The sequence below is a fragment of the Brenneria sp. L3-3C-1 genome (assembly GCF_016456245.1).
GTDB lineage: Bacteria > Pseudomonadota > Gammaproteobacteria > Enterobacterales > Enterobacteriaceae > Brenneria.
This window is the reverse complement of sequence record NZ_JAEMHF010000008.1, coordinates 96,819-120,614: the sequence shown is the minus strand read 5'-3', so window position 1 is coordinate 120,614 and position 23,796 is coordinate 96,819. Positions and strand designations below refer to the sequence as shown.

General features: G+C 53.7%; 19 protein-coding genes, 1 tRNA gene and 1 pseudogene. 18 read left to right on the top strand and 3 right to left on the bottom strand.

What is annotated here, in order from left to right; translation table 11 throughout:
* The first annotated feature begins 3 nt into the window (after positions 1-3).
* The 4 genes from nrdI (at position 4) to JG725_RS15385 (ending at position 5,111) form a co-directional block, all read left to right on the top strand.
* Positions 4-411, top strand: a complete 408-nt coding sequence (gene nrdI / locus JG725_RS15400) for a class Ib ribonucleoside-diphosphate reductase assembly flavoprotein NrdI (protein ID WP_172290898.1) — start codon at positions 4-6, stop codon at positions 409-411.
* Positions 390-2,540, top strand: a complete 2,151-nt coding sequence (nrdE, locus tag JG725_RS15395) for a class 1b ribonucleoside-diphosphate reductase subunit alpha (protein ID WP_199378718.1) — start codon at positions 390-392, stop codon at positions 2,538-2,540. Before nrdI ends, nrdE begins: the two co-directional genes overlap by 22 nt.
* 24 nt (positions 2,541-2,564) lie before the next feature.
* Complete coding sequence (nrdF, locus tag JG725_RS15390) at positions 2,565-3,527, top strand: class 1b ribonucleoside-diphosphate reductase subunit beta (protein WP_172290896.1); 963 nt, start codon at positions 2,565-2,567, stop codon at positions 3,525-3,527.
* A 435-nt stretch (positions 3,528-3,962) separates the two neighbouring features.
* The gene (locus JG725_RS15385; RefSeq protein WP_199378716.1) at positions 3,963-5,111 is read left to right on the top strand and encodes a beta-ketoacyl-ACP synthase III; all 1,149 of its coding nucleotides are present in this window, start codon (positions 3,963-3,965) and stop codon (positions 5,109-5,111) included.
* Positions 5,112-5,494: 383 nt separating this feature from the next.
* Here the strand turns inward: JG725_RS15385 and JG725_RS15380 are convergent, their stop codons facing one another.
* Positions 5,495-6,157: an NAD(P)-dependent oxidoreductase gene (locus tag JG725_RS15380; protein ID WP_199378714.1), complete on the bottom strand. Its 663-nt coding sequence runs from the start codon at positions 6,155-6,157 to the stop codon at positions 5,495-5,497.
* Between the two features lie 120 nt (positions 6,158-6,277).
* Here JG725_RS15380 and JG725_RS15375 point away from each other — a divergent pair, with 120 nt between their 5' ends.
* From JG725_RS15375 to JG725_RS15310, 13 genes and pseudogenes are all read left to right on the top strand, one after another.
* On the top strand, positions 6,278-6,424 hold the full coding sequence (locus tag JG725_RS15375; RefSeq protein WP_172290893.1) for a hypothetical protein: 147 nt from the start codon (positions 6,278-6,280) through the stop codon (positions 6,422-6,424).
* A 277-nt stretch (positions 6,425-6,701) separates the two neighbouring features.
* Positions 6,702-7,787, top strand: a pseudogene (locus tag JG725_RS20715) (tannase/feruloyl esterase family alpha/beta hydrolase).
* Positions 7,788-7,863: 76 nt separating this feature from the next.
* Positions 7,864-8,058 carry a hypothetical protein gene (locus JG725_RS15360; RefSeq protein WP_199378710.1) on the top strand — a complete coding sequence of 65 codons (195 nt, stop codon included), beginning with the start codon at positions 7,864-7,866 and terminating at the stop codon, positions 8,056-8,058.
* 741 nt (positions 8,059-8,799) lie between these two features.
* Positions 8,800-9,744, top strand: coding sequence for a helix-turn-helix domain-containing protein (locus JG725_RS15355; protein WP_150437366.1), 945 nt, complete (start codon positions 8,800-8,802; stop codon positions 9,742-9,744).
* Between the two features lie 424 nt (positions 9,745-10,168).
* Positions 10,169-11,068: a transporter gene (locus JG725_RS15350; protein ID WP_150437377.1), complete on the top strand. Its 900-nt coding sequence runs from the start codon at positions 10,169-10,171 to the stop codon at positions 11,066-11,068.
* A 267-nt stretch (positions 11,069-11,335) separates the two neighbouring features.
* Positions 11,336-12,388 carry a phenylacetaldoxime dehydratase family protein gene (locus JG725_RS15345; protein ID WP_150437365.1) on the top strand — a complete coding sequence of 351 codons (1,053 nt, stop codon included), beginning with the start codon at positions 11,336-11,338 and terminating at the stop codon, positions 12,386-12,388.
* Between the two features lie 77 nt (positions 12,389-12,465).
* Complete coding sequence (locus JG725_RS15340) at positions 12,466-13,980, top strand: amidase (RefSeq protein WP_172290890.1); 1,515 nt, start codon at positions 12,466-12,468, stop codon at positions 13,978-13,980.
* 167 nt (positions 13,981-14,147) lie between these two features.
* A complete protein-coding gene (locus JG725_RS15335; RefSeq protein WP_199378709.1) occupies positions 14,148-15,242 on the top strand; it encodes an ABC transporter substrate-binding protein in 1,095 nt (364 codons plus the stop codon).
* Positions 15,239-16,255 (top strand): iron ABC transporter permease, encoded by a 1,017-nt coding sequence (locus tag JG725_RS15330; protein ID WP_172290889.1) that lies wholly within the window; start codon positions 15,239-15,241, stop codon positions 16,253-16,255. The genes JG725_RS15335 and JG725_RS15330 overlap by 4 nt, the downstream gene beginning before the upstream one ends.
* Positions 16,252-17,049 (top strand): ABC transporter ATP-binding protein, encoded by a 798-nt coding sequence (locus JG725_RS15325; RefSeq protein WP_150437362.1) that lies wholly within the window; start codon positions 16,252-16,254, stop codon positions 17,047-17,049. The genes JG725_RS15330 and JG725_RS15325 overlap by 4 nt, the downstream gene beginning before the upstream one ends.
* A gap of 291 nt (positions 17,050-17,340) precedes the next feature.
* Positions 17,341-18,024 (top strand): nitrile hydratase subunit beta, encoded by a 684-nt coding sequence (gene nthB, locus JG725_RS15320; protein ID WP_085689560.1) that lies wholly within the window; start codon positions 17,341-17,343, stop codon positions 18,022-18,024.
* Positions 18,025-18,036: 12 nt separating this feature from the next.
* Entirely contained in the window at positions 18,037-18,648 is a 612-nt protein-coding gene (nthA, locus tag JG725_RS15315; RefSeq protein ID WP_150437361.1) for a nitrile hydratase subunit alpha, read from the top strand.
* An 18-nt stretch (positions 18,649-18,666) separates the two neighbouring features.
* Positions 18,667-19,056 (top strand): nitrile hydratase accessory protein, encoded by a 390-nt coding sequence (locus tag JG725_RS15310; RefSeq protein WP_150437360.1) that lies wholly within the window; start codon positions 18,667-18,669, stop codon positions 19,054-19,056.
* Positions 19,057-20,059: 1,003 nt separating this feature from the next.
* On the opposite strand, the gene JG725_RS15305 is transcribed toward JG725_RS15310, so the two are convergent.
* Positions 20,060-20,140, bottom strand: a tRNA-His gene (locus JG725_RS15305).
* A 480-nt stretch (positions 20,141-20,620) separates the two neighbouring features.
* Between JG725_RS15305 and JG725_RS15300 the strand changes: the two genes are divergently transcribed.
* Complete coding sequence (locus JG725_RS15300) at positions 20,621-20,935, top strand: DUF1493 family protein (protein ID WP_172290888.1); 315 nt, start codon at positions 20,621-20,623, stop codon at positions 20,933-20,935.
* Between the two features lie 1,093 nt (positions 20,936-22,028).
* On the opposite strand, the gene JG725_RS15295 is transcribed toward JG725_RS15300, so the two are convergent.
* Positions 22,029-23,498: a DHA2 family efflux MFS transporter permease subunit gene (locus JG725_RS15295; protein ID WP_150437358.1), complete on the bottom strand. Its 1,470-nt coding sequence runs from the start codon at positions 23,496-23,498 to the stop codon at positions 22,029-22,031.
* Positions 23,499-23,796 lie beyond the last annotated feature (298 nt).

Below are 23,796 nucleotides of genomic sequence, written 5' to 3'. Positions count from 1 at the left end.
GCGATGAACCCGCTGGTTTACTTTTCCAGCCAGTCGGAGAACACCCACCGCTTCGTTGCCAGGGTCGGGTTGCCCGCCCTGCGTATTCCGATAGCGATTGAACAGCCCGGACTGAAAATGGATCGTCCCTATATTCTGGTGGTTCCCAGCTATGGAGGGGGAAGCGCCAAAGGTTCGGTGCCCCGTCAGGTGATCCTGTTTCTGAACGACCGACAAAACCGCGACTACCTGCGCGGCGTCATCGCCGCGGGCAATACCAATTTTGGGGCCGCTTACGGCCTCGCCGGCGACATCATCGCGCAAAAGTGTCAGGTGCCTTATCTGTATCGCTTCGAACTGTTGGGTACGGCAGAAGACGTTGCAAACGTGCGAAAGGGAGTAACTGAATTTTGGCAACAACAGAATCCGTGATCACCAAACCAGCCGCCACGGAGCTGGATTACCATGCGCTGAATGCCATGCTGAACCTTTACGACGCCGAGGGTCACATTCAGTTCGAGCAGGACAAGCTGGCGGCGCGGCGCTATTTCTTACAGCACGTCAATCAGAATACGGTGTTCTTCCATAACCTGGAAGAGAAGCTGCGCTATCTGGTTGAAGAGAACTATTACGAAGCCGAGGTGCTGGATCAGTACGCCTTCAGCTTTATCAAAAGTCTTTTTCAGCAGGCCTACAGCCATAAATTCCGTTTCCAGACCTTTCTTGGCGCGTTCAAATACTACACCGGCTATACGCTCAAAACCTTTGACGGCAAGCGCTATCTGGAACGCTACGAAGACCGCGTCTGCATGGTGGCGCTCACGTTGGCGGCCGGTAACACCGAGCTTGCCGGCGCGCTGGTGGAGGAAATCATTAGCGGCCGTTTTCAGCCTGCCACGCCCACCTTTCTCAACTGCGGAAAAAAACAGCGCGGCGAACTGGTTTCCTGCTTCCTGCTGCGTATTGAAGACAACATGGAATCGATTGGACGCGCGATTAACTCCGCGTTACAACTCTCCAAACGCGGCGGCGGCGTGGCCTTCATGCTCACCAATATCCGCGAAACCGGCGCGCCGATAAAAAGAATAGAGAACCAGTCATCCGGCATCATCCCGGTGATGAAAATGCTGGAAGACGCCTTTTCCTACGCTAATCAGTTGGGCGCGCGTCAAGGCGCCGGCGCGGTATACCTCAACGCCCACCACCCCGACATTCTGCGCTTCCTCGATACCAAGCGGGAAAATGCCGATGAGAAAATCCGCATTAAAACGTTGTCGCTTGGCGTGGTCATCCCGGACATCACTTTCCAACTGGCGAAAAACAATCAGGTGATGTACCTGTTTTCGCCCTACGACGTCGAGCAGGTGTATGGCGTTCCGCTGTCGGAAATCAGCGTCAGCGAAAAATACCATGAGATGGTCAACGACAAACGGATCCGTAAATCGCAGATCAAGGCGCGGGAGTTCTTTCAGATCCTGGCCGAGATCCAGTTTGAGTCCGGCTATCCCTATATGATGTTCGAGGACACGGTCAATCGCGCCAATCCGATTCAGGGCCGCATCAATATGAGCAACCTGTGCTCCGAGATTTTGCAGGTCAATGACGCAAGCCTGTACGATGAAGATCTCGGCTATCGCCACATTGGTAAAGACATCTCCTGCAACCTCGGCTCCCTGAATATCGCTAAGGCGATGTCGTCGCCAGACTTCGGCCTCACGGTTGAAATGGCGATCCGGGCGCTGTCCGCCGTCTCCGATATGAGCCACATCCGCTCCGTGCCATCGATAGAAAAAGGCAACGATGAATCCCACGCTATCGGCCTCGGGCAGATGAATCTGCATGGCTATCTGGCCCGCGAGAGAATATTTTACGGTTCAGAGGAAGCGATCGACTTCACCAATATCTATTTTTACACCGTTGCCTACCATGCGCTACGCGCCTCAAATCAGCTGGCGATAGAGCGCGGACGGCGTTTTAAAGGATTCGAAAATTCTAAATACGCCTCCGGCGAGTACTTCGATAAATACGTGGAACAACGCTGGCAACCCGCTACGGAACGAGTGCGTGAACTGTTCGAACAAGCGGAGATAACCATTCCCGACCAGCAGGACTGGGCAACGCTGCGCGACGCCGTTATGACGCATGGTATTTATAACCAGAACTTGCAGGCGGTGCCCCCGACCGGCTCGATTTCCTATATCAATCACTCCACATCGAGCATCCACCCGATCGTGTCGAGGATTGAAATCCGCAAAGAGGGCAAGATTGGCCGGGTCTACTACCCTGCCCCCTACATGACCAATGACAATCTGGAATATTACCAGGACGCCTATGACATCGGCCCGCAGAAGATTATTGATACCTACGCGGCGGCAACCCAGCATGTCGACCAGGGATTGTCGCTGACGCTGTTCTTCCGTGATACCGCCACCACGCGGGATATCAATAAAGCGCAAATCTATGCGTGGACCAAAGGCATCAAAACCATTTACTACATTCGCATACGGCAGATGGCATTGGAAGGTACCGAGGTTCAGGGCTGCGTGTCCTGCGCTTTGTAAGCTATCGCTGAAGGAAATCTGATTATGACATCGCTAACGCGCGTACAGGCCATCAACTGGAACAAAATTGAAGACGACAAAGATCTGGAGGTCTGGAACCGGCTTACCTCGAATTTCTGGCTGCCGGAAAAAGTCCCGTTATCCAATGACATCCCCTCCTGGGGAACGTTAAACGCGCATGAACGCCAGCTGACAATCCGGGTGTTTACCGGACTGACGCTGCTGGATACGATTCAGAACACCCTGGGCGCACCGACGCTGATGCCCGATGCCGTCACCCCCCACGAGGAAGCGGTGCTATCCAACATCAGCTTTATGGAAGCGGTGCATGCCCGCTCTTACAGTTCCATCTTTTCCACCCTGTGTCTGACCAGTGAAGTAGACGATGCCTATCGCTGGAGCGAAGAAAATCCGGCCTTGCAGAAAAAAGCCGCCATCATTCTGAGTCACTACCGCAGCGACGATCCGTTGATGAAAAAGGTCGCCAGCGTGTTTCTGGAGTCCTTCCTGTTCTATTCCGGCTTTTATCTGCCCATGTACTGGTCAAGCCGGGCCAAACTGACCAACACCGCCGATTTGATCCGGCTGATTATTCGCGATGAAGCGGTGCACGGTTATTATATTGGTTATAAATTCCAGCAAGGTCTGGCCAAAGCGGATACGGCCCGCCAGCAACAGGTGAAAAACTTCGCTTACGATCTGCTACAGGATTTATATGACAATGAAGTGCTGTATACCCAGGAGCTGTATGACGGCGTCGGCTGGACGGAGGATGTGAAGAAATTCCTGCACTATAACGCCAACAAAGCGCTGATGAATCTGGGCTATGAAGCGTTATTCCCCGCCAGCATGACGGACGTCAATCCGGCGATTCTTTCCGCCCTTTCGCCCAATGCGGACGAGAATCACGACTTCTTCTCCGGTTCCGGATCGTCGTACGTCATTGGCAAAGCGGTCAACACCGAAGATGAGGACTGGGATTTCTAGTTCCGGGAATTATGGGGCGTTCGCCCCATAACTTCCCCCTCAGGCGCAATATTCTCCAATTCATGATAGAAAACAAATCATTGTAAAAATCCGTTATTCTCACGAAAAAAAATATATCGACTTAGCTTCGATAATTCATTTCATCTGTTTTCAGAAAAAAATAAATGAAAAAAGCACAAATTAAATTTATTTAAATTTGAAAAGAAGAGTTCCAACACCTACCATAATAGCCACGCCGATAAAGTCTTAGGAGTATATAGAATTTCAAAAAAATAATTAGCAGTGAATCATTCACTATTCATCACTATAAAAATCACACTAATAAAACGCCGTCATTCTTCTCTAGGGCATTAATAATATCCTGTATATTTAATTTGGTTGCGTATTTGACACCGGGAACTTCAAACCTGTAATTTATAATAACGGAGTGTTATAATGGATAATTGTGTCTATATAAACAAAACATCCTCATTTATGCCGGGCGAACCGGTTGATAATAACTCAATTGAAAAGGTATTGGGATATATTGGCGGAGCGCCGTCCAGAGCAAAAAAAATTGTATTACGCAGTAATGGTATTAAAACACGTTATTACGTTTTAGACCCAGAAACAGGGGAGCCTCGTTATACCAATGCGCAACTCACGGCGGAAGCGATAAAAGGCCTATTTGACGACGATTTCTCCCCGGAAGATATTGAATGCCTTGCCACAGGCACCAGCATGCCCGACCAACTGATGCCTAACCACGGCGTGATGGTGCACGGAGAACTGGGTAATCCTTCTTGCGAAGTGGTTTCCACAGCGGGGATCTGCGTAGCGGGCGTTACCGCATTAAAATACGGATGGCTGTCGGTGCTTTCCGGCGCCTCCCGCAATGCCGTCACCACCGCATCTGAAATCGCCTCAACGGTAATGCACGCGCGTAACTTTATCAATGAAAATCAGGCGAAAGTCGAAGCACTAGAAAAACACCCTGAAATCGCCTTTGAAAAAGATTTCCTGCGTTGGATGTTGTCAGACGGCGCGGGCGCCATCTTGCTGGAAAACCAACCACGTCCAAATGGTTCCTCGCTGCGTATCGACTGGATTGATATCTATTCTTACGCTAATGAGTTGGAAACCTGTATGTATTCCGGGGCGGAAAAAGATGAAAACGGCACGCTGATTGGCTGGATGCGTTTCCCGGTCAAAGATTGGGGAGATCGTTCTATTTTTTCCGTAAAACAAGATGTTAGATTACTGAATGAGAATATCGTCGATATTGCTTTGGGAAAACCGCTGCTTAAAACTATTGAGCGCCGGAAAATTTCGGCAGACAATATTGATTGGTTCCTGCCTCATATGTCATCAAATTATTTCCGCCAACCGATTGCCGAATGTATGGAAAAAAATAGTTTTAATATTCCACAGGAGCGCTGGTTCACCAATCTGACCACCAAAGGTAATGTCGGTTCTGCTTCTATTTATATTATGCTGGACGAACTGATTAAATCCAATGAGCTGAAAAGCGGACAGAAAATTCTTTGCTTTATTCCGGAAAGCGGACGCTTTAATGGTTCATTTATGCACCTCACGGTAATGTAAATCCTTTTCCACAACCCTATTGGCGACAAAACAGAAGGCGTATTATCGTTTAATGCGCCTCCCGCCATTCACGTGGAGTAAAAAATTTCCAGGCGAAATTGCGTTATGGTGGTACGCAGGGATGCGCACCATAAAAAATATTCTCTTTTCGTAGCGTGAGCCATTTCGCGTCGGATACCCGGCTATGCCGGAGATATCATAAAGACGAAAAGAAACCGTATGCCTTTCGGCGATACGGTTTCATTATCGTAAGTCCTGCCACACTTATGCTGAGCGGTCTTCTTTTCTGGGGTACAGCATCATGAACGCGATAAAAGTCATCGGTATCGATCTGGCTAAATCTGTCTTTCAGGTATGTGTCTGGATCAGCGAAAATCGAGGTTTTATTTCCATGCGCCGTGAGCCGTCAGTAGTAGCTTGCGCCGATTCCGGCTGTCATCGGAGATCAAATCTACAAGCACTTTGGCAACCGTTGCAAAAGTCAGCATGGGGTTTCCCGGAACATGGCGAACATCGTCCAGCGGCAGCAGGTCCCAAGCCGAATCAACGGGTCCGTTTTTCAGTGAAACCGGATAGACCGCCGTCCAGTTCGCCCGGCAATCGGAGAGCGCCCGTTCGGCGATGGCCTTGTCGGCAAACAGGCGGCCGCCGAACAGGGTATGGAACACGAACCTGGGGATAAATGCCCCTTTGGCTCGCGTTTCGCCCACCCCAAAGGACGACAGCAACACGAAACGTCTGACACCCGCTGCATTGATAGCAGCAATGACCTTGGGCAGCGTCCTTTGTTGAAAATCCGTCTTCCGGAACACCGATCTGACGCTGGTGCGGACGCCAAGGCAATAGACCACGGCTTCGGCGCCCTCGAACGCCCCCCGCATTGCGGCGACGTCCTCGACCGAACCGTCCATCACCGTAAGTCCGGCACGGGGCTGCACGGCTCGGGGATTACGGACATAGGCCACGACTTCATATCCCGCGGCCAGCGCCTCACTCACAGCGTATCCGCCCGTTGTGCCGGTTGCGCCCAGAACCACAATTCGCATCGTCATCCCCTATTTGGATAAGATTACGTAACGAACAGAGTTGTACACTCTTGCGAATTTCAGAAACTACCATGGTATCGTTACGAACAAAAGTTTTGTAGCTAACCAAAGGATGTTGTTATGAGAATCGGTGTTGGCGGTGCCAACGGCCAACTCGGCCAGGCGGTGTTGAAAGAATGGGCCGAGAGGGCAATCATCGCCCTTTTGCAGACGCCGGAAAAAGCGCCGGCAGGTGTGCAAGAGCGTTTCACGGGCTACAAACAATAGGACACTGAAATGAAAAGACTACCGGTTCTCTCTGGCATCGCCGCCTTGACGCTGGCGACCGACCATCGCACTCTTCGTCGTATACGACCGCACACCGCCTGTGTCGCCGCCAGCGCAGGCCTCATCCGTACCGTTGAGCGAACTGTGCCAACCCGCAGCGCTGCAAACGCTCGTGTCCGGGCTGCGCACGAAAGTCGATGTCCGGCGATTGCCGGACAAGGCTCAGCCCGGGCCTTTCCTCACCACCGGCGTCAAGTTTACCCCGGCCACGAACGACATGCCGGCCTATTGCCAGATCACGGGCACCTTCGTCACCAACGAGGCCACGGGAAAGACGGCTCACTTCCTCGCAACGCTGCCTGAAAACTGGAACCGCAAGTACCTGCAGATCGGCTGCGGCGGACATTGCGGCACATTCTCAGTCAGCAACGCCACCTGGCCGACGATCTCTATCAGCGTGCAGGGCAAGCCGACCGACGTCTTGCGAAAGGGCTATGCCTCTTTCGCGACGGACGAGGGACACTACGGCTTCACCCAGGGCAAATGGGCCGTTAAGAGCGATGGGGAGATCGACCAGGACGCGCTGGATGACTTCCTCTATCGCGCCCACAAGGTTCTGGCCGGCATGGGCAAACAATTCACCACCGCGTTCTATGGACGGGTCTCCGGCCAGTCGTAGGAGATCGCCTATTCCTACTTCTGCGGATGCTCGGGTGGCGGCCGCGACACGCTGGTTGCAGCGTCTCACTTTCCGGAGGAATTCGACGGCTTCGTCGCCGGATCGGCATACGTCAACCTGGCGACCAAGGCTTTTCAGGGCGTCGGCCTGTCGCTGGCCTCCATCCGCTCCCCCGATGCCCTGGTATCTCCCGCGCTGCTGAAAAAGCCGGCTCCCATTATCAATCAGAAATGCGATGCGATAGACGGCGTCAAGGACGGCCTCATCCAGAATCCGATGGCGTGCGATTTCCGTACCGCCGTGGATCTGCCGCGCTGCAAGGAAGGAACGCCTAGCGACACCTGCTTCACCGACGTCCAGATCGAGACCGTCAGTACGCTTCTCACCGCGGTCACCGATGAGAAGGGCCATGTCGTTCAACCCGGTTTCTCGCTCAGCGATGTCCAGGGCACCCTGCTTCTGCCACCGGAAAACCCCGGCCAGCCCAACCCCTGGCCGGATGCGGGCAACCCCGCCACTGGCAATAGCGGCGGCATGGCATTGCTGGGGGACGCGGTACTGCGCATTTTTACCCACCGTAACGATCCGGACTTCCGCTCCAGTTCGGTCGTCGCTTTCGGCAACGGCGGCAGTGGCGCGGTCACCCTCGGCCAGAGCGGCATCCAGGCCGGTGTCCTACAGTAGCCGCACTCCTCTGTCGCCAGCCCGATGCTGGCGCCTTTAGTATTACCTCGACAACATCAACAACGGAGGAACAGCGATGAAAAAATCATCTGACAGCGATACCCTTATCAACATCAATAGCATTGAGAAAGTTGCCGCGCGTCGTGCTCAACTGCGCACAATGCTGGGGATTGGCACAGGAAGAATGGACACGCTACGAACAACTCAAACACGGCGAATGCGGTATCGGGTCTGGGGCTTTGTTCTGGAGTTAAACCGCTTTCCGTCATAAACAATTCAATATGAGTATACCGGAATACCCTCTTCGGGCGATCTACTCATTATCTTTGTCTTGCCCGGCATGCCGGTGGAAACATAGGGACGAAAAAAAACCGCAACTCACTGATGACTTTGCGGTTTCTTAACTCATAGGATGTATAAAAACATCCAAAGATAAATAAGTGGCGGAACGGACGGAAATCGACCTTATCATCTATATATATGATAAGTAACAAAACTCATTACCATTCATAATCGCTGTAGGCCATATTGTAGGTCATTTTGAAAATGTTCTGCAAGCAAGGATAGCTTCTCATCTGCTTATCTACCGGTCGGATACCAAACTATCGGACAGTCAAAAACCAGCACAATCCCCCAACAAATACAAAAAAACAAAATATAATCATACATAAAATACAAAATTAATATTTTTTACCTACCGTTATTATTGCACTACCCGTTACTATGAAATAGTTATCGGGATGTTAGTCAATTCCCGCCGATAGCTACCAACGTTGCACAGCAATTTAGTGCAGTTGCACTACAATAAACATTATAAAATTTGTGGCAATCCGCACATAATCCGAATTCATACACACCAAACTTACATAATTAATTGTTTTTTTAACACATTACATCTACCCATCAGAAACAGAATAATTGGCGTAGTTTTTGCTTATACCATGCTATATGAAAGCGTACGCTGATAGCGGTGTACACACCATTTCTCAAAAAGTGTTGTGGAGGACAGAATATGTCCATCGTGTATTCAACTGAGAACATGGCTGACAAGCAGCGTTTTGAATACTGGACAGAGGTCGTTTGTCGTCATTGCCTCAAGGCAACGAATCGGCCGGTATCCAAGAGCGGCTTTCTGGCATACATGCAATTCCGGGCAATCAAGTCCCTTTCGCTTGCTACGCTCAATGCACCGGCACATCACTGGAAACGGGGGGCACAAGAGCTACGTAGCGGCCCCAATGACGATCTTTGGCTTGGACTGGTGCAGCGGGGGCAGGCTTGGTTCGAACAAAGTGGCCGGCAGGCCGTACTGCCAGCGGGCAGTATGGTACTGTATGATTCAGCCAAAGAATTCACTTTCAACATCGACTCGCAAGCGCTGCATATCTTGCGTATTCCCCGCCCGTTGTTAATGCGGCGCATCCCTAACGTAGAGAAATTCACCGCCATCTCGCTGGATGCCAGCCGGCCAGGCATGACGCCGCTGCGGGAGATGCTGTTGCAAGCCAGTTCAAATTCCCTTCTGATGACCCATGACGACATGGCTATCAGGTATTTCGACATGATGTTGGACATGTTGGTCTTTAGTCTGCAAGTCGCGGATAACGATAACGCGAGCGACCGCTATTACAACCTGTATGAAAAAATCGTGCAATATATCCGCGACCATTTACAGGATGACGCTCTGTCGTTGGATATGATCGCGAAAGCGCACTACGTATCCCCCCGCACCGTGGTGCGGGCGTTCTCCGCCCGGCAAAAAACGCCCATGGCCATGGTATGGCAAGAACGGCTATTGGCCTGTCGCCATGCGCTGCAGGATAAACGCGCGCGCAGCGTATCTCAGATAGCCATGGAGTACGGTTTCAAGGATCTCTCCCACTTCAGCCGGGCGTTCCGCCAAGCATTCGGTTATGCGCCAAGTTCATTGTTGAAACAGGAAATCGTCCAGTCCTGAGTCTTATCGCCCCGCCTCTGAGCGACAGCGACCTGTACAGGCGCTGTCGTTTTTTTTATTCCGCCTACGCGAAACTCAACGAGATATACGATCTTTTTCACCGGATTTCTTCCCCCTGGGCAAACTGTCCTTTTGAGTACATCCCTTGTCCATTTGAGCCATGGCGGTAATAGCACTCTCGGGTTAAAAGTGTCAATCAGGAGCGGAATCAATTTTCTACTCCGCCATTGATGGCGTCGGTGCCTTCATCTACAGGCAGGCAAGACGAAAGAAATAACCACATCTTATGGTCTGAAATCACTAACAGGCCGCAGTCATTATTTCGTTTTAAACGTGGGGGTTAATCATGAAATCAGTCAAAGGTAATCGTTTGCAATATCCTAACCGCGATCCTGAGACGATGAAAAGAGGAGGTCTCAGCGCGATGATGCGATCTACTCGCTGGCGCCGACGGTATGTTATTCCTTTGGCTGCAATCTTATTTTTTCAATCCGCCCAGGCGGTGGATTTGGATTCGCTGGATTTAGTTCCTGCACCAGTGGGCACCGACGCTTTTCTTTCCTATTTCACCTATGCCCATCGCGACACTTATAAACCCGTCGGCGGCAATTATATTAAAGATGATACTCGGCTGAATTCAATGATTGGTATTTTCCGTTATGTCCATTATATGGACGTCGGCGGATTTACCCTGGCGCCCCAAGTATTATTACCCTATGGACGACTCTATGATGGCAAGCTGGCCGGCACGGAACTGAGTTCAACATCAGGGCTGGGCGATCCGATCCTCACCGCGCCCCTTTGGCTGATCAATAATTCAACTTCCGGAACCACTTTCGCCATTGTGCCTTATCTCTATCTCCCTATGGGCAATTACGATGCCGGGGAGACGCTGAACATAGGCGAAAACCGCTGGAAGTTTGATTTTCAGGTGGGCGGAACCCAGCGGCTTGGCGATAACTTTATCGCACAGGCATCATTCGATACCACCTGGTATGGCGACAATGACGACGCCGTCAGCCGGGGTGACGGCACGCTTTCACAGGACAACAGCTATCAGGCGCAATTATGGCTGTCCTATATTCCTCCTCAGGACAAAACCTGGACCTTCGCCGTCGGTTACGCCAAAAACTGGGGCGGTACCCAATATCTGGACGGTTCAGCGAACGGCGCCGCCACACGCTCACAGCAGGTGCGTTTGCAAACGGCGAAATTTGTGCGGCCCGATTTGCAGGTGCAGTGGCTGGTTCAGCGCGACATCAGCGTAGACGGCGGGTTCCAGACCGATTTCAGCACCACGCTGCGTATTATGAAACTGTTTTAATCTCTACCGGGTCGACGGACCCGGAACGTTCAATTCCAAGTACCGTACACAGTCGCGTTACACCAGGGTAATGCCCTCCCGAACAACGAATCGGGGTACGGTTGTCCTTTTTAGCAAAACAGATGTCCCGGTGAAACAAGCATCCCGAATCGTCTGCCTACATAGTATTAACCAGGTCGGGGAGCGGCCGCGTGCGCCGGCGGCGACCGGTCATACCTGTCCGCTCTCTTCGGTAAGCTGACTATTGAACATCAATCAGGAGCCCTTATGGAATCCGCAATCGACAAACATTTGAAATGCCCCCGGACACTGTCCCGCCGTGTTCATGATGACTATCAGCCGCCGTTTCCCATGTTCGCGGGCCGTGCCGATGAAAGCCTCACACAGGTGGTCATGGCCTATCTCGGCGTGCAGTTCCTTGAAGAGCAGCGTGATGCGGCCCTGAAGGCCATGCGCCACATCGTCTCAAGTTTTAGCGTCGACGACGGCCCGGGGAATCACGATATGACCTACCATGTCGACGCTCAGGGCTATGGCAATTTCATCGTCGTCGGCTACTGGCGCGATCCGGCGGCATACTGCCGCTGGCTGCGTTCGCCGTCGATCGCCGACTGGTGGGCCGATGACGCACGGCTGAACGAAGGGCTGGGCTATTTCCGCGAGATCATCGCCCCGCGCGCCGACCAGTTCGAAACCCTGTATGCATTCAAAGAAGATCTGCCAGGCGTCGGCGCCATCATGGATAACATCAGCGACGAAGTGCAGGAGCACGGCTATTGGGGCTCGGTGCGCGATCGTATCCCGCTCTCGCAAACCGACTGGCTGCAACCTTCGAGCGAGTTGCGCCTCCTGTCCGGCGATCCCGCCAAAGGCGGCCGCGTTGTGGTGCAGGGCCATGACAATATCGCGCTGATCCGTTCCGGACAGGACTGGGTCGACGCCGGAGAAGAAGAACGCGAGCTGTACTTTAAGCAGATGCTGCCCCCCCTGCAGGACGGCATGGATTTTCTTCGCGACGAGGGTCAGGCGCTGGGCTGCTACAGCAACCGTTTCGTGCGCAACATCGATCTGGACGGCAATCTGCTGGATATCGCCTACGATATCGGCTACTGGCGCTCGCTCGACAAGCTGGAGCGATGGGCGGAATCCCACCCTACCCACCTGCGCATATTCACCACATTTTTCCGCGTCGTCACCGGACTGCAAAAACTACGGCTCTATCACGAAGTTTCCGTCTCCGATGCGCGCCACCAAATGTTCGAATACATCAACTGTCATGCACAAACCGGGATGATGCGCGATGCGCAATCTGAGAACTGATCACCCCTTTTTCAATCTACCCCTAGGGCGGATTCGTCGAACTATTGATGAAGCGCCGCATTCATGAAGGAAATAACATGGCTATTGAACGCCCCACGCCCGAACAACTGCAAGAGATCGCCGACCGCCTGCACATCCAACTGACGCCGGAACTGGCGAGTGAATACCTGGCGCTGATGCAAGCCAATTTCGACGCCTATGACCTGGTTGACGAATTGCCTGATGATATCCCCGAGACGCGTTACCCGCGCGAGGCCGGTTATCGCCCCGAGGGTGCGGAAAACCCGCTGAATGCCTGGTACTACAAAACCGAAGTGAAAGGCGCCGGCGCCGGCAAGCTGGCTGGCCGCACCGTCGCGCTCAAGGATAACGTTTCCCTGGCCGGCGTACCGATGATGAATGGCTCCACCACGCTTGAGGGGTTCGTGCCTTCTTATGACGCCACCGTCGTCACCCGTCTTCTGGATGCCGGCGCCACGATCAGCGGTAAAGCCACCTGCGAGCACTTTTGTCTTTCCGGCGGCAGCCATACTTCCCATCCGGCGCCGGTGCACAACCCCAACCGTCACGGCTACGCCGCCGGCGGCTCCTCCTCCGGCAGCGCCGCGCTGGTGGCCTCGGGTGAGGTCGACATGGCCATAGGGTGCGATCAGGGCGGTTCCATTCGCATCCCGTCGGCATTCTGCGGCACTTATGGCATGAAACCCACCCATGGTTTGGTGCCTTATACCGGTATTATGCCGATCGAGGCCACAGTGGATCATGCCGGCCCGATTACCGCCAATGTCCGCGATAACGCATTGATGCTGGAAGCGATCGCCGGCGCCGACGGGTTGGATCCGCGTCAGTATGCGCCCGCGGTGCAATCCTATACCGAGTTTCTGAACCGCGGCGTGGACGGCCTGAAGATCGGTATTGTGACCGAAGGGTTCCAGCTCGCCAATCAGGATCCGCGCGTCGCGGACAAAGTCCGAGAAGCCATTGCTCGTTTTGAACGTCTGGGTGCCACGGTCGACGAAATATCGCTCCCTGAACATACACTGGCGGGCGCGCTCTGGACGCCGATCGGCTGCGAAGGGCTGACCATGCAGATGATGCACGGGAACGGCATGGGGTTTAACTGGAAAGGTCAGTATGACGTGGCGCTGCTGGATAAACAGGCGCAATGGCGTTCCCAGGCCGAAGCGCTGTCCGCTTCGCTCAAAATCTGTATGTTCGTCGGACAGTACGGACTGGAGCGCTACAACGGCCGCTACTATGCCAAGGCACAGAACATCGCACGCAGAGCCCGTGCGGGTTATGACCGCGAGCTGGCAAACTATGATGTGTTGGTGATGCCGACCGTTCCTATCACCGCGCAACCTCTGCCTGAGAAAGACTGTTCCGTTACTCAATACATATCGCGGGCATTTGAAATGCTCGGCAATACCGCGGCACAGGACATTACCGGTCATCCGGCCTTCTCTGTTCCCTGTGGGCTGGTCGATGGTTTGCCGGTGGGGCTCATGCTGATTGGTCGTCACTATGGCGAAGGTACGCTTTACCAGGCAGCGTCGGCGTTTGAAGCGGCGGGAGACTGGCGCAAGTTCTAAAACGCGGTAGCATGGACGACGGGGTTGATTCTGCCATCCATGCCACGCCGAATTCAGCGACCCGACCGCGCGGCGCCTTTCGCACGGCCGGGTAGCAAATGCGTATGCCCGGATCCCTACTGCACCTGCCGCGGGTTACACACAAGCACTGACGCTATGGAGATATCATGCCGCATAAATTTTCTTCGCTTTTCCATGCATTGCCCTTCTCCTTCCCCCATTTCACCCGCCGCCGGCATCCCGTGCGGGGCCGCTACCGGCGGTCGCTGCTGCTGGCCTGCGCGATGGCGTCGTGCGGCGCACAGGCCACAGCCACCCAGTTTCCGCTGACGTTGCAGAACTGCGGCAGCACGCTGACCTTTCAGCGCGCGCCCACAAAAGTGGTGACCATTGGCCAGACGGGAAGCGAGATGTTGTATGCCCTGGGACTGGGCGACAAATTAGTGGGAACGTCGCTGTGGTTTAACAACGTGCTGCCGCAATACCAGGCGCAGAACGCCAAGGTTGAGCGGCTGGCCGATAACGCGCCGGGATTTGAGACCGTCATAAGCAAACGGCCGCAGTTGGTGGTCTCACAGTTTGAAATGATGGTTGGCCCGCAAGGCGTGGTGGGCAGCCGTCAGCAATTTGACGAGTTAAATATTCCCACCTACGTGATGCCCGCCGATTGCGAAGGTAAAAATAATTTGATAGGCGCCGACGGCACGCGCCAGGAAACCTTCCGCATTGAGAGTCTGTATAAAAGCATCAGCCAATTGGCGGCGATTTTCGATGTGCAGCCGCGCGGTCAACAACTGAATGACGAGCTGCAGGCCAGACTGGCCAAAGCCAGAGCCATGACGCAGCGGCAGGATCTCTCCCACACCAGCGCGCTTTTCTGGTTTTCCAGCAGCGATCTCAAGAGCGATCCGTTTGTCGCGGGCCGCAAAGGCGTGCCTGACTTCATGCTCAACACGCTGGGCGTACACAACATCGTCGAGTCTGACGAAGAGTGGCCGGCTGTCGGCTGGGAAACCATCGCCAAGGCCAACCCGACGTTTATCATCATTGCCCGGATGGATCGCCGTCGTTTCCCGGCCGATGACCACCAGAAAAAACTGGCGTTTCTGCAACACGATCCGGTCACTCGCAACATGGCGGCGGTCAAGAATAACCGCATCATTATCCTGGACGCCGAAGCGATGCATGCCAGCCTGAGAATGTTCGGCGGCCTGGAAACGATCGCTTCCGCCATCGCCAAAAACGCGGATTTGCCCAAATGACCAGAAAATGGCTGGTCAGTCTTATCGCCTGCCTGGCGCTTATCGCCGCGATATTACTGGGCGTCGCCATCGGCGAAACATCGATAAAGCTCACCGTCGTCGTACAGGCGATAGTCAATAAACTGGGGTCGGCGGGCTACATACTGGATCCCATCGACGAAGGGATTATCTGGAATTACCGCCTGCCCCGCGCCCTGGTCGCCGGGGCCTGCGGCGCGGGCCTGGCGACCTGCGGCGTGATACTGCAATCGCTCCTGCGCAATCCGCTGGCCGACCCCTATCTGCTCGGCATCTCCGCCGGCGCGTCGACCGGCGCGGTGCTGGTCGCATTATTCGGATTGGGCGCCGGCGTGCTCACCCTCTCCGGCGGGGCCTTTGTGGGCGCCATCACCGCCTTTGCGCTCGTCACTCTGCTGGCCCGGGCCGGCGGCGCCTCGGCCCCGGCGACGCAAATCATTCTGGCGGGTATCGCCGGCTCGCAACTGTTCAATGCGCTGACCGCATTTTTAATCACCAAGTCGGCCAACTCTGAACAGGCGCGCGGCATTATGTTCTGGATGCTGGGCAGCCTCAGCGGCGTTCGCTGGTCTTCGGTCTGGCTGGCGGTCCCGATATCCTTGCTGGGGCTAATCGTTTGTTTGTGGCATCGCAGGGCGTTGGATGCATTCACCTTCGGCGTTGATTCGGCCGCGGGGCTAGGCATCCCCGTCCGGCGGATACAGCTGCTGTTGATCAGCAGCGCAGCGCTGGTGACCGCCATTATGGTGTCGATCGTCGGCTCCATCGGTTTCGTCGGGCTCGTCATTCCCCACGCCGTTCGTCTGCTGTCCGGCACCCGGCATGCCCATCTGTTGCCATTAAGCGCACTAAGCGGCGCACTGTTTCTGATCGCGGCCGACATCCTTTCCCGCACGCTGATAGTCGGACAGGTGATCCCCGTCGGGGTGATCACCGCACTGGTCGGCGCGCCGGTATTTGCCCTGATCTTGCTCGATAGAAGGAGAATGCGATGACCGCCGTCCCCTCGCCACCTCAACCGGTTGTGCTCAGCTGCGCCAATCTGAGTTACCAACAAGGTGGCAATGTGTTGTTGCAGGATATCGCGCTGGCGGTACGCCATGAAGAAACGTTCGGCATCGTCGGCCCCAACGGTTCGGGTAAATCCACCTTGCTCAAGCTGCTGAGCGGTTTGCGAAAACCTGACAGCGGAACCGTCCAGCTCGGAGACAAAGACCTGCGGGATTGGCCACGCTGGAGCCGCGCCCGCCAGATTGCCATGGTCGAACAACAGGCTGACACCGAGGACGTCATCAGCGTCTTTGACGTCGTTGCGCTGGGCCGCACGCCATGGTTGTCGGCGCTGAGCCCTTGGTCCGCGCAAGAGGAGGCCATCGTGCGCCAGGCGCTGCATGATGTCGGCGCCGCCCACCTTAGCGCCCGGCGCTGGCACAGCCTGTCGGGAGGCGAGCGCCAGCGGGTGCATCTGGCCAAGGCGCTGGCCCAACGTCCACAAATTTTGCTGCTGGATGAGCCGGGCAATCATCTGGATATTCAGCATCAACTGGCCATTCTGGCGCTGGTACGCCACTTACCGGTCACCACGCTGGTGGCCCTGCACGATCTCAACCATGCCCTGCTGTGCGATCGTTTGGCGGTGCTGGATCGGGGACGGCTGATCGCGCTGGGGCCACCGCGCGAAGTTCTGACGCCGCAACTGCTGCTCAGCACATTCGGCGTTCATGCCCACTATCTGGTCGATCCGTTCGACGGCGCCGCCCTGCTGCGATTCAGGGCGCCTGCGCTATGACGGACCGACGGGCGTAACCACGGCGTCTGACGGAGACACAGGGCGTTGGCTTGCGCCGCGCGGCGAACTTGTCTCTGTCAGCCCATCCCGTGACCGGCACAGCAAAGCATGCGGAAGGTTAACGCCCTATCTTGTTCTTTATGGTCCTTTGTGGCCGTTTTCCGACTGGCCTGAGCTTGCCTGAGGGTAGACGACTTTCGACACGTTTTGGCGGGATTATCCCGCCGCTGGATGGCCATTTTCGGGGTGGTCGCCAGTCAAATCCGAATCCCGATGCGATAAGGGGGTTATATGAACGGAATACATGACGTTGGCGGGATGGACGGGATGGGCCCCGTCGGCCCGACCCAATGGGAACCGGCTTACCATGCCGAATGGGAAAAAGCCGCCTATGCGATGTTTCCTTTCGCGGCGCGCGCCGGCATGTTCGGGCTTGACGAGTTCCGCTGCCATCTTGAAAAACTGCATCCTCTCCATTACCTCACGGCCTTCTATTATGAACATTGGGTAGAAGCGACCGAGCAGATCGGCGAGAAGAAAGGTTACTGGACCCAGGAAGAACTTGAAAAGCGTACCGAATATTACCTTCATTACCCTCAGGTGCCGCTGCCGCCCAACAAAGACCCGGAGCTGGTCAACTTCGCTGAATGGGCCGTCCGCAATGGTTTTTCAACCTCGCGCCAGCTGGATTCCCAACCCAAATTCAAGGTAGGCGATCGCGTGACGGTCGATGCCAGCGTGCCGAAACACCATACTCGCCGGGCGGGCTATGTCCGTGGGCGAACCGGTGAAATCATCATGTATCACGGGGCGCACGTCTATCCGGACACCACGGGTAACGGACTGCCTGAAACTTCAGAACACCTCTATACCCTGCGTTTTACCAACGCGGAGCTGTATGGCGAAGAGGCGGCTGAGCCGAACGGCGTCGTCTGTACCGATGCCTGGGAACCCTACATCACTTTGGCTAAATAAGGAGTTGACGTTATGACACGAGTGAGTCTGGCCCACACCCAGAAAACGGAGGAAGAGATCGCCGCCCGGGTCAAGGCGATTGAATCCATCCTGATTGAAAAAGGCCTGATGTCCGAGGACGGGGTGAATAAATTCGCCGATCTTTATGAAAATGAGATCGGCCCTCATCTTGGCGCGAAGGTGGTGGCGAAAGCCTGGACCGATCCCGCCTTCAAACAGCGTCTGCTGGCTGATGCGACCAAAGCCTGTCAGGAGCTCGATGTTGGCGGACTGCAGGGCGAGCACATGATTGCGCTTGAGTGCACCGATAGCGTACACCATGTGATCGTCTGTACCCTCTGCTCCTGCTACCCCTGGCCTGTGCTCGGCATGCCGCCGAACTGGTATAAGTCCATGCCCTACCGCTCAAGGATCGTGCGGGAGCCGCGTAAAGTGCTGAGCGAGGATTTCCACTTCGAACTTCCTCCTTCGACGGAAATACGGGTGTGGGATTCCAACTCGGAGATCCGCTACTGGGTTCTGCCCTTGCGTCCGGCGAATACCGAAGGCATGACCGAAGAGCAACTGGCGGCTCTGGTGACCCGCGACTCCCTGATCGGGACGGGTCCGGCCACCGCCGTCTAACCATATCGGAGGCGTCTCATGACCCCTATCATCAGCACGGATAACAGCGAACTGGCCACGGCGTTGAATCATCGCGAGGGACAGGCCCCCTTCAATAAACCCTGGGAGCTGCGCGCCTTCGCCGTCGCCGTCGCGGCCTGCGAGGCCGGCGAGTTCGCGTGGTCGGAGTTTCAGGAAGCCCTGACGGAAACGATAAAACAGTGGGAAGCCGCCAATCCCGGTTTTACCCAAGACGACTGGCGCTATTACGAACATTTCGTCACCGCATTGGAAGTGGTGCTGGCGCGGCATGACAAACTGTCGTCAAATGGGCTGGACCATCGGGCGAAGGTGATCCTGGAAACGCCGGTTCACAAACACCATGTAGCTAAATACGATCCTATTATGATCGAGCCAGCTCTGATTTAATTCCTACGGCGGGTTTCTTTGCCTGTCTAACGTATCTGTTTATGTTGTGCTCAAGCAGACCTGACAAAATCCCACGCCTGGCAATGGATAACATTGCCAGGCGTTGATCGTTTAAATGCCCGACGTTATCCCCCCGTCGACAGCGTTCGGCCGCTCTCAGCGGATTGATATGTATTGCTGGAGCCAGCAACGGCAGTACCGTAACGTCCGACTGCACACCAGTGTACACCGGGTTTGGAAAATGCGATGAGTGGGATTGAAACGATCGAACGGAAGGCTAAGTCTGAGTGAAATATCCTGCTCTCCCCTTCCCGACGTGGGCCGTGCCTGATTTATAGTTACCGGATGAATCTTATCGAGTCGATCGCGTTTCATCCGATGGGAAATCTTTTGAGGATTAGTTATCAGCTATCGCAGACAGATTAGAAGAACAGACTTGGCGATTGACCTCTCAATGTTACATTGATGAGACGTTAGAATCGATTGTTCAAATGTTGTGGCGTTATGCGTTACCACCTCTTGAGGTGAAACAATTCTTCACCATACGCAAGTAACAAAAGACTGGGATTATTGCGTGTGACATGGTCCCGTGAACCATGCTGACTTATCTACAGGCTAGCCAGTCATATAGAGCATCAGCGAAAATCCCTGAAGAAACAGCCACACCAATGGCAAAGAACCAAAACTTGAAAGCGGATTTTACAGCATCCTTTCGATTTGAATATGTGTGTATAGTGTCGATAAACAGAATGATTACCACCACGGTTATTAATATTGTCGTAAATAGCATTGACTGGTGAACCTCTCTGCTCGATGAAAGGCAACCTTACTATAAATTGGTATTTTTCAGTTTGGAATTTATTTGAAATCTATCGTTTTTTAAATTTTTCACCCCATGTTTCGCCAGTGGAAAACGATCTTGGTAGCGAGCTCAATCTTGAAAATTTCTGTGGTGTAGCCCCCCAAAAAAACTGAGTGAATGTCAATTTTACGATAATCAATTTGGACCGCCATCGAGGTCTCGAACCCCGGCTCTTACTTCCTGTCACGAAGCAATGCTCTTGCCACGTTGAGCTAATGGCGGCTGGATTTACATTTAAATATCATGGAAATATTATCACATCATGATTTCAAAAGAAAAAAATGCCCACAGAAAAAGTAGGCAAAAAAACATACAGGTGAAGAAGAGAAAATCACTCTTGCCTGATTACCCTACTCCTATTGTTGGTAATAGATACATGTTTGATTGTTTTTTATCCACAGGTAAAGCGGGAAGCCCAGAAACGTAGACTGCGCGCTTGAAAAAGTAGGGTAGCCGACAATTTATATTCTGGGTCTGATATGACGGAGTTATGATTAGATAACCTTAACTTTAGAGTAAGCATGTATGGATACAACAAAAGAACTAAACGGCACGTAAATTTACGGGGAATCGGTGGGCTCTAGTCAAGGGGCGTTTTATTCTGGATGCTTGTTGATAAGATTTCCGACCATTTTGGTGCAAAAGATAATGAAGCAGTCTCCCATCACAACCTTATTATGCATGAAGAGGATAGCCATCATTATGAGCATTGAGCGACGTGTAATTGAACTGATTAAAAAGTATGATGGTCACATCTTTTTTGCAAAGAGATTCCTTGTAATCACTCCCGATACTGATCTAAAGCGGAACGTGAAGCTTGCCAGTGAGGATGCTATAGCTCTACTTACAGAATACGTTGAAAGTTTTGGTATCAGTACGCAAGACATAAGTTTCACTGATTATTTTCCGAATGAGAAGGGGTTATTTGAGGCATTTACACCAAAGGCACCACCAAAACCTCTAACCGTTGGTATGTTGATCGAATCCGCCAAGGAGGGCCGCTGGCTTTATGATTGATTACCAGACAAAAGACTATAAGCCTCCCGATATCGTGGGGTAACATCCCTCCCTGCCGGGGAGCTTGCGTTAACCTGCGTTCCGGGCCGCTTGCAGGGGGAATATCCGCGCTAACGTTTGAAAAACAGTCTTAGCGTGAGATATTTACCATTTTCCAAGCGGCCCTTGCTTACAGTGTTTTAATGCAAAATTATTGCGATGGCGATAAGCATCAAGATGGTGTTTTTGGCCTTTCCCCTCGCAGGTATGGGCAACATGTGAATGGCGTATTCGCCTACGTGGGAACTAGGGTGTGTCCCGTAACTGTTTTTTGTACAGATCAGCATTGTTATGACTTTGCAAAAAACACCTTTAAGCGATAAAAATCGCCCTAAAAATGCTCAGTATTCAACCAAAAATCACATTCCGGGAATGATTACTACATCACTTTTTGGTATGCAGGGAGGTTAAGGGACATACCCTAGCCTGCTTGTTGGGGCGAACGATCACCCTCTGTTGCGCCAGTAGCCAGCTCGTAGGTGGCGGCAAGCAGAAGGGAAAAAACATCCGGCGACCTGAAAACAGATGAAGGTGGTGAGCGTGTTAGAGATGCTACTTACTTGTTGATTGCTGATTTTTACAGTCCCCCTGCAGGTAACGACCACGCCGACAGTATCCATAAATAAACCATGCCGATAAGTCGGCACGGCTTAATAGTCAGACGTTCCCCCACCCGACAGCGCTGGTATCTCCGACGCACAAAGATGCCCTCAGTAGCACCACCCAGCAGGCATATCTGCAGGTAAATTCCGAGCCTCCCTAAAAACGCAAGCATTGACTACAAAGCTAAGTTCGTCACCTCCTCTCCACCATGCCGCCGACAGTGACGACGGGAACGGGCCTGAGCTTCTGCCATGTATAGCCCTCCTTGTCCGGCGGAGGCCAACTGGTCTGCTTAAGGTCCGTTTGGCATACATCCTTGACATCGGGCGAGGTGGCGGCGACATGGGCCGAGGTGACTTCGCATACCTGCCAGCCGGCGCGACTCAGTTGAGGGATGATGACAAGACTCGAGAGTGTGAAGTCCTCTGCGAGGATTGCATTTCGTCCCATGCTAGTTGCGAGAACGACGTCGCCGGACGAGCAATACAAGTACCGCCGCAGAGATGACAGCGATGACAGCGATGACGGATGCCCCAATATAGGCGTCGCGCACGCCGGCGGCAATGTTGCTTTCCCCACCAGCGCGGGTGGAGCCGACGGTCATGAGCGTGACAAGCGTCGCCGTGCCAGCTGCGCCAGCCAGTTGTTGCACGGTTGAAAAGGTCGCGCTGCCATGCGAGTAAAGCACGGCGGGGAGCGAACTGAGGGCCACAGTCATCAGAGGAGTAAAGAGAAAGGCCAAAGCGATGTGCATCACAGTGAACATAATCATCGCCGAAAGTGAGGAATCGTACTGAGCAAGCGCCAGCACGAAAGCGAACTGTGATAACGCCAGTAGAACTGCCCCGGACATGATAAGAGGACCAATACCGCCCCGATCGTACAGACTCCCGACGAGCGGTGAGAGTACCGCGAGAAGCACCCCACCAGGCAGCAGCAGCAGGCCGGTGGCAAATGGGCCGATCCCCAGCACGCTCTGCAGATAGAGAGGGAGAACAGTGAGCGTGCCGAACAAAGTCATCGCCACCAGACCGGTGACAATGATCGCCCACGAGAACTGAGGCGTCCGGAACGTGCGCAAATCCAACAGCGCAAGGTCATGATGAGCGAGATATCGTTGCCGAATGATGAATACAAGCAGGAAGGCAGCGCCAACGATAAGGGGGACCAGCGGATTAATGTGCGTCACGTCGTTCGCGGACTCACCGATGCTAACGAGCCCGAACAAGATGCCGCCAAACGCAAAAACGGAAAGAATAACCGAGAGCACATCGATACGAACGCGGCGCGTCTGGGTTACATTGCGCAAGCGGAAGATGCCAATGAGGAGCGTCGTCATAGCAATCGGCAATACTGTCCAGAACAGGAATGGCCAGTCCAATACGCTTAGCACCGCACCAGACACTGCAGGTCCGAGCGCGGGCGCTGCTGCGGTTACGATCGATATAGTGCCCATGATAGAACCCCGTCGTCGTGCTGGCACGGAGTGCATTACTGCTGTCATGAGCAAGGGCATCATAACAGCAGCGCCCGCCGCCTGCACGATACGTCCGCTCAGGAGCATGGCGAAACCTGAGGACAAGGCCGCAACTAAGGTGCCAATTGTGAATAGCGACATGGCCGTGATGAACAATTGGCGAACGGTGAAACGCTGGAGAAGGAAGCCTGAGACAGGGATCACGATCGCCATAGTGAGCAGGTATGCAGTCGTAAGCCACTGTGCTGTCGCTGCAGAGATACCGAGGTCGACAATGAGAGTTGCCAAAGCCACATTCATGATAGTCTCGTTAAGCACGACCACGAACGTCGAGACCACCAAGATCCCCAGAACAAGTTTCGTACCGGGTGCGAGACGATCACCGGAAGTACTCCCTACTTCAGCAAAGGCGCGTGGTGTCAGAATATTCCGTTCACGGTTCATTTGCTCGACACCACCACTGTTCTAGAATTATTCCACAACAAAATCAGGCCCTCAGAACGCTGCACCCAGCGGATGGGGGAAGCAATTTCTATCCAGGAGTTTCTGAATCCGCACAACGGTCCAGTTTTAGTTGACCACTTCATTTTTATCATTTTGCCCCGCGGAAATCATCATGTCTGTATAACTTTATACCAGAGAGTCACTCTACCATAGCGAACTACGCCAGCTATGCACAGAGTGTGCGACAAAGTCAACGATGACGACAGGAAGGATAAATCAGTGTGGCAGTGGCTTGGAC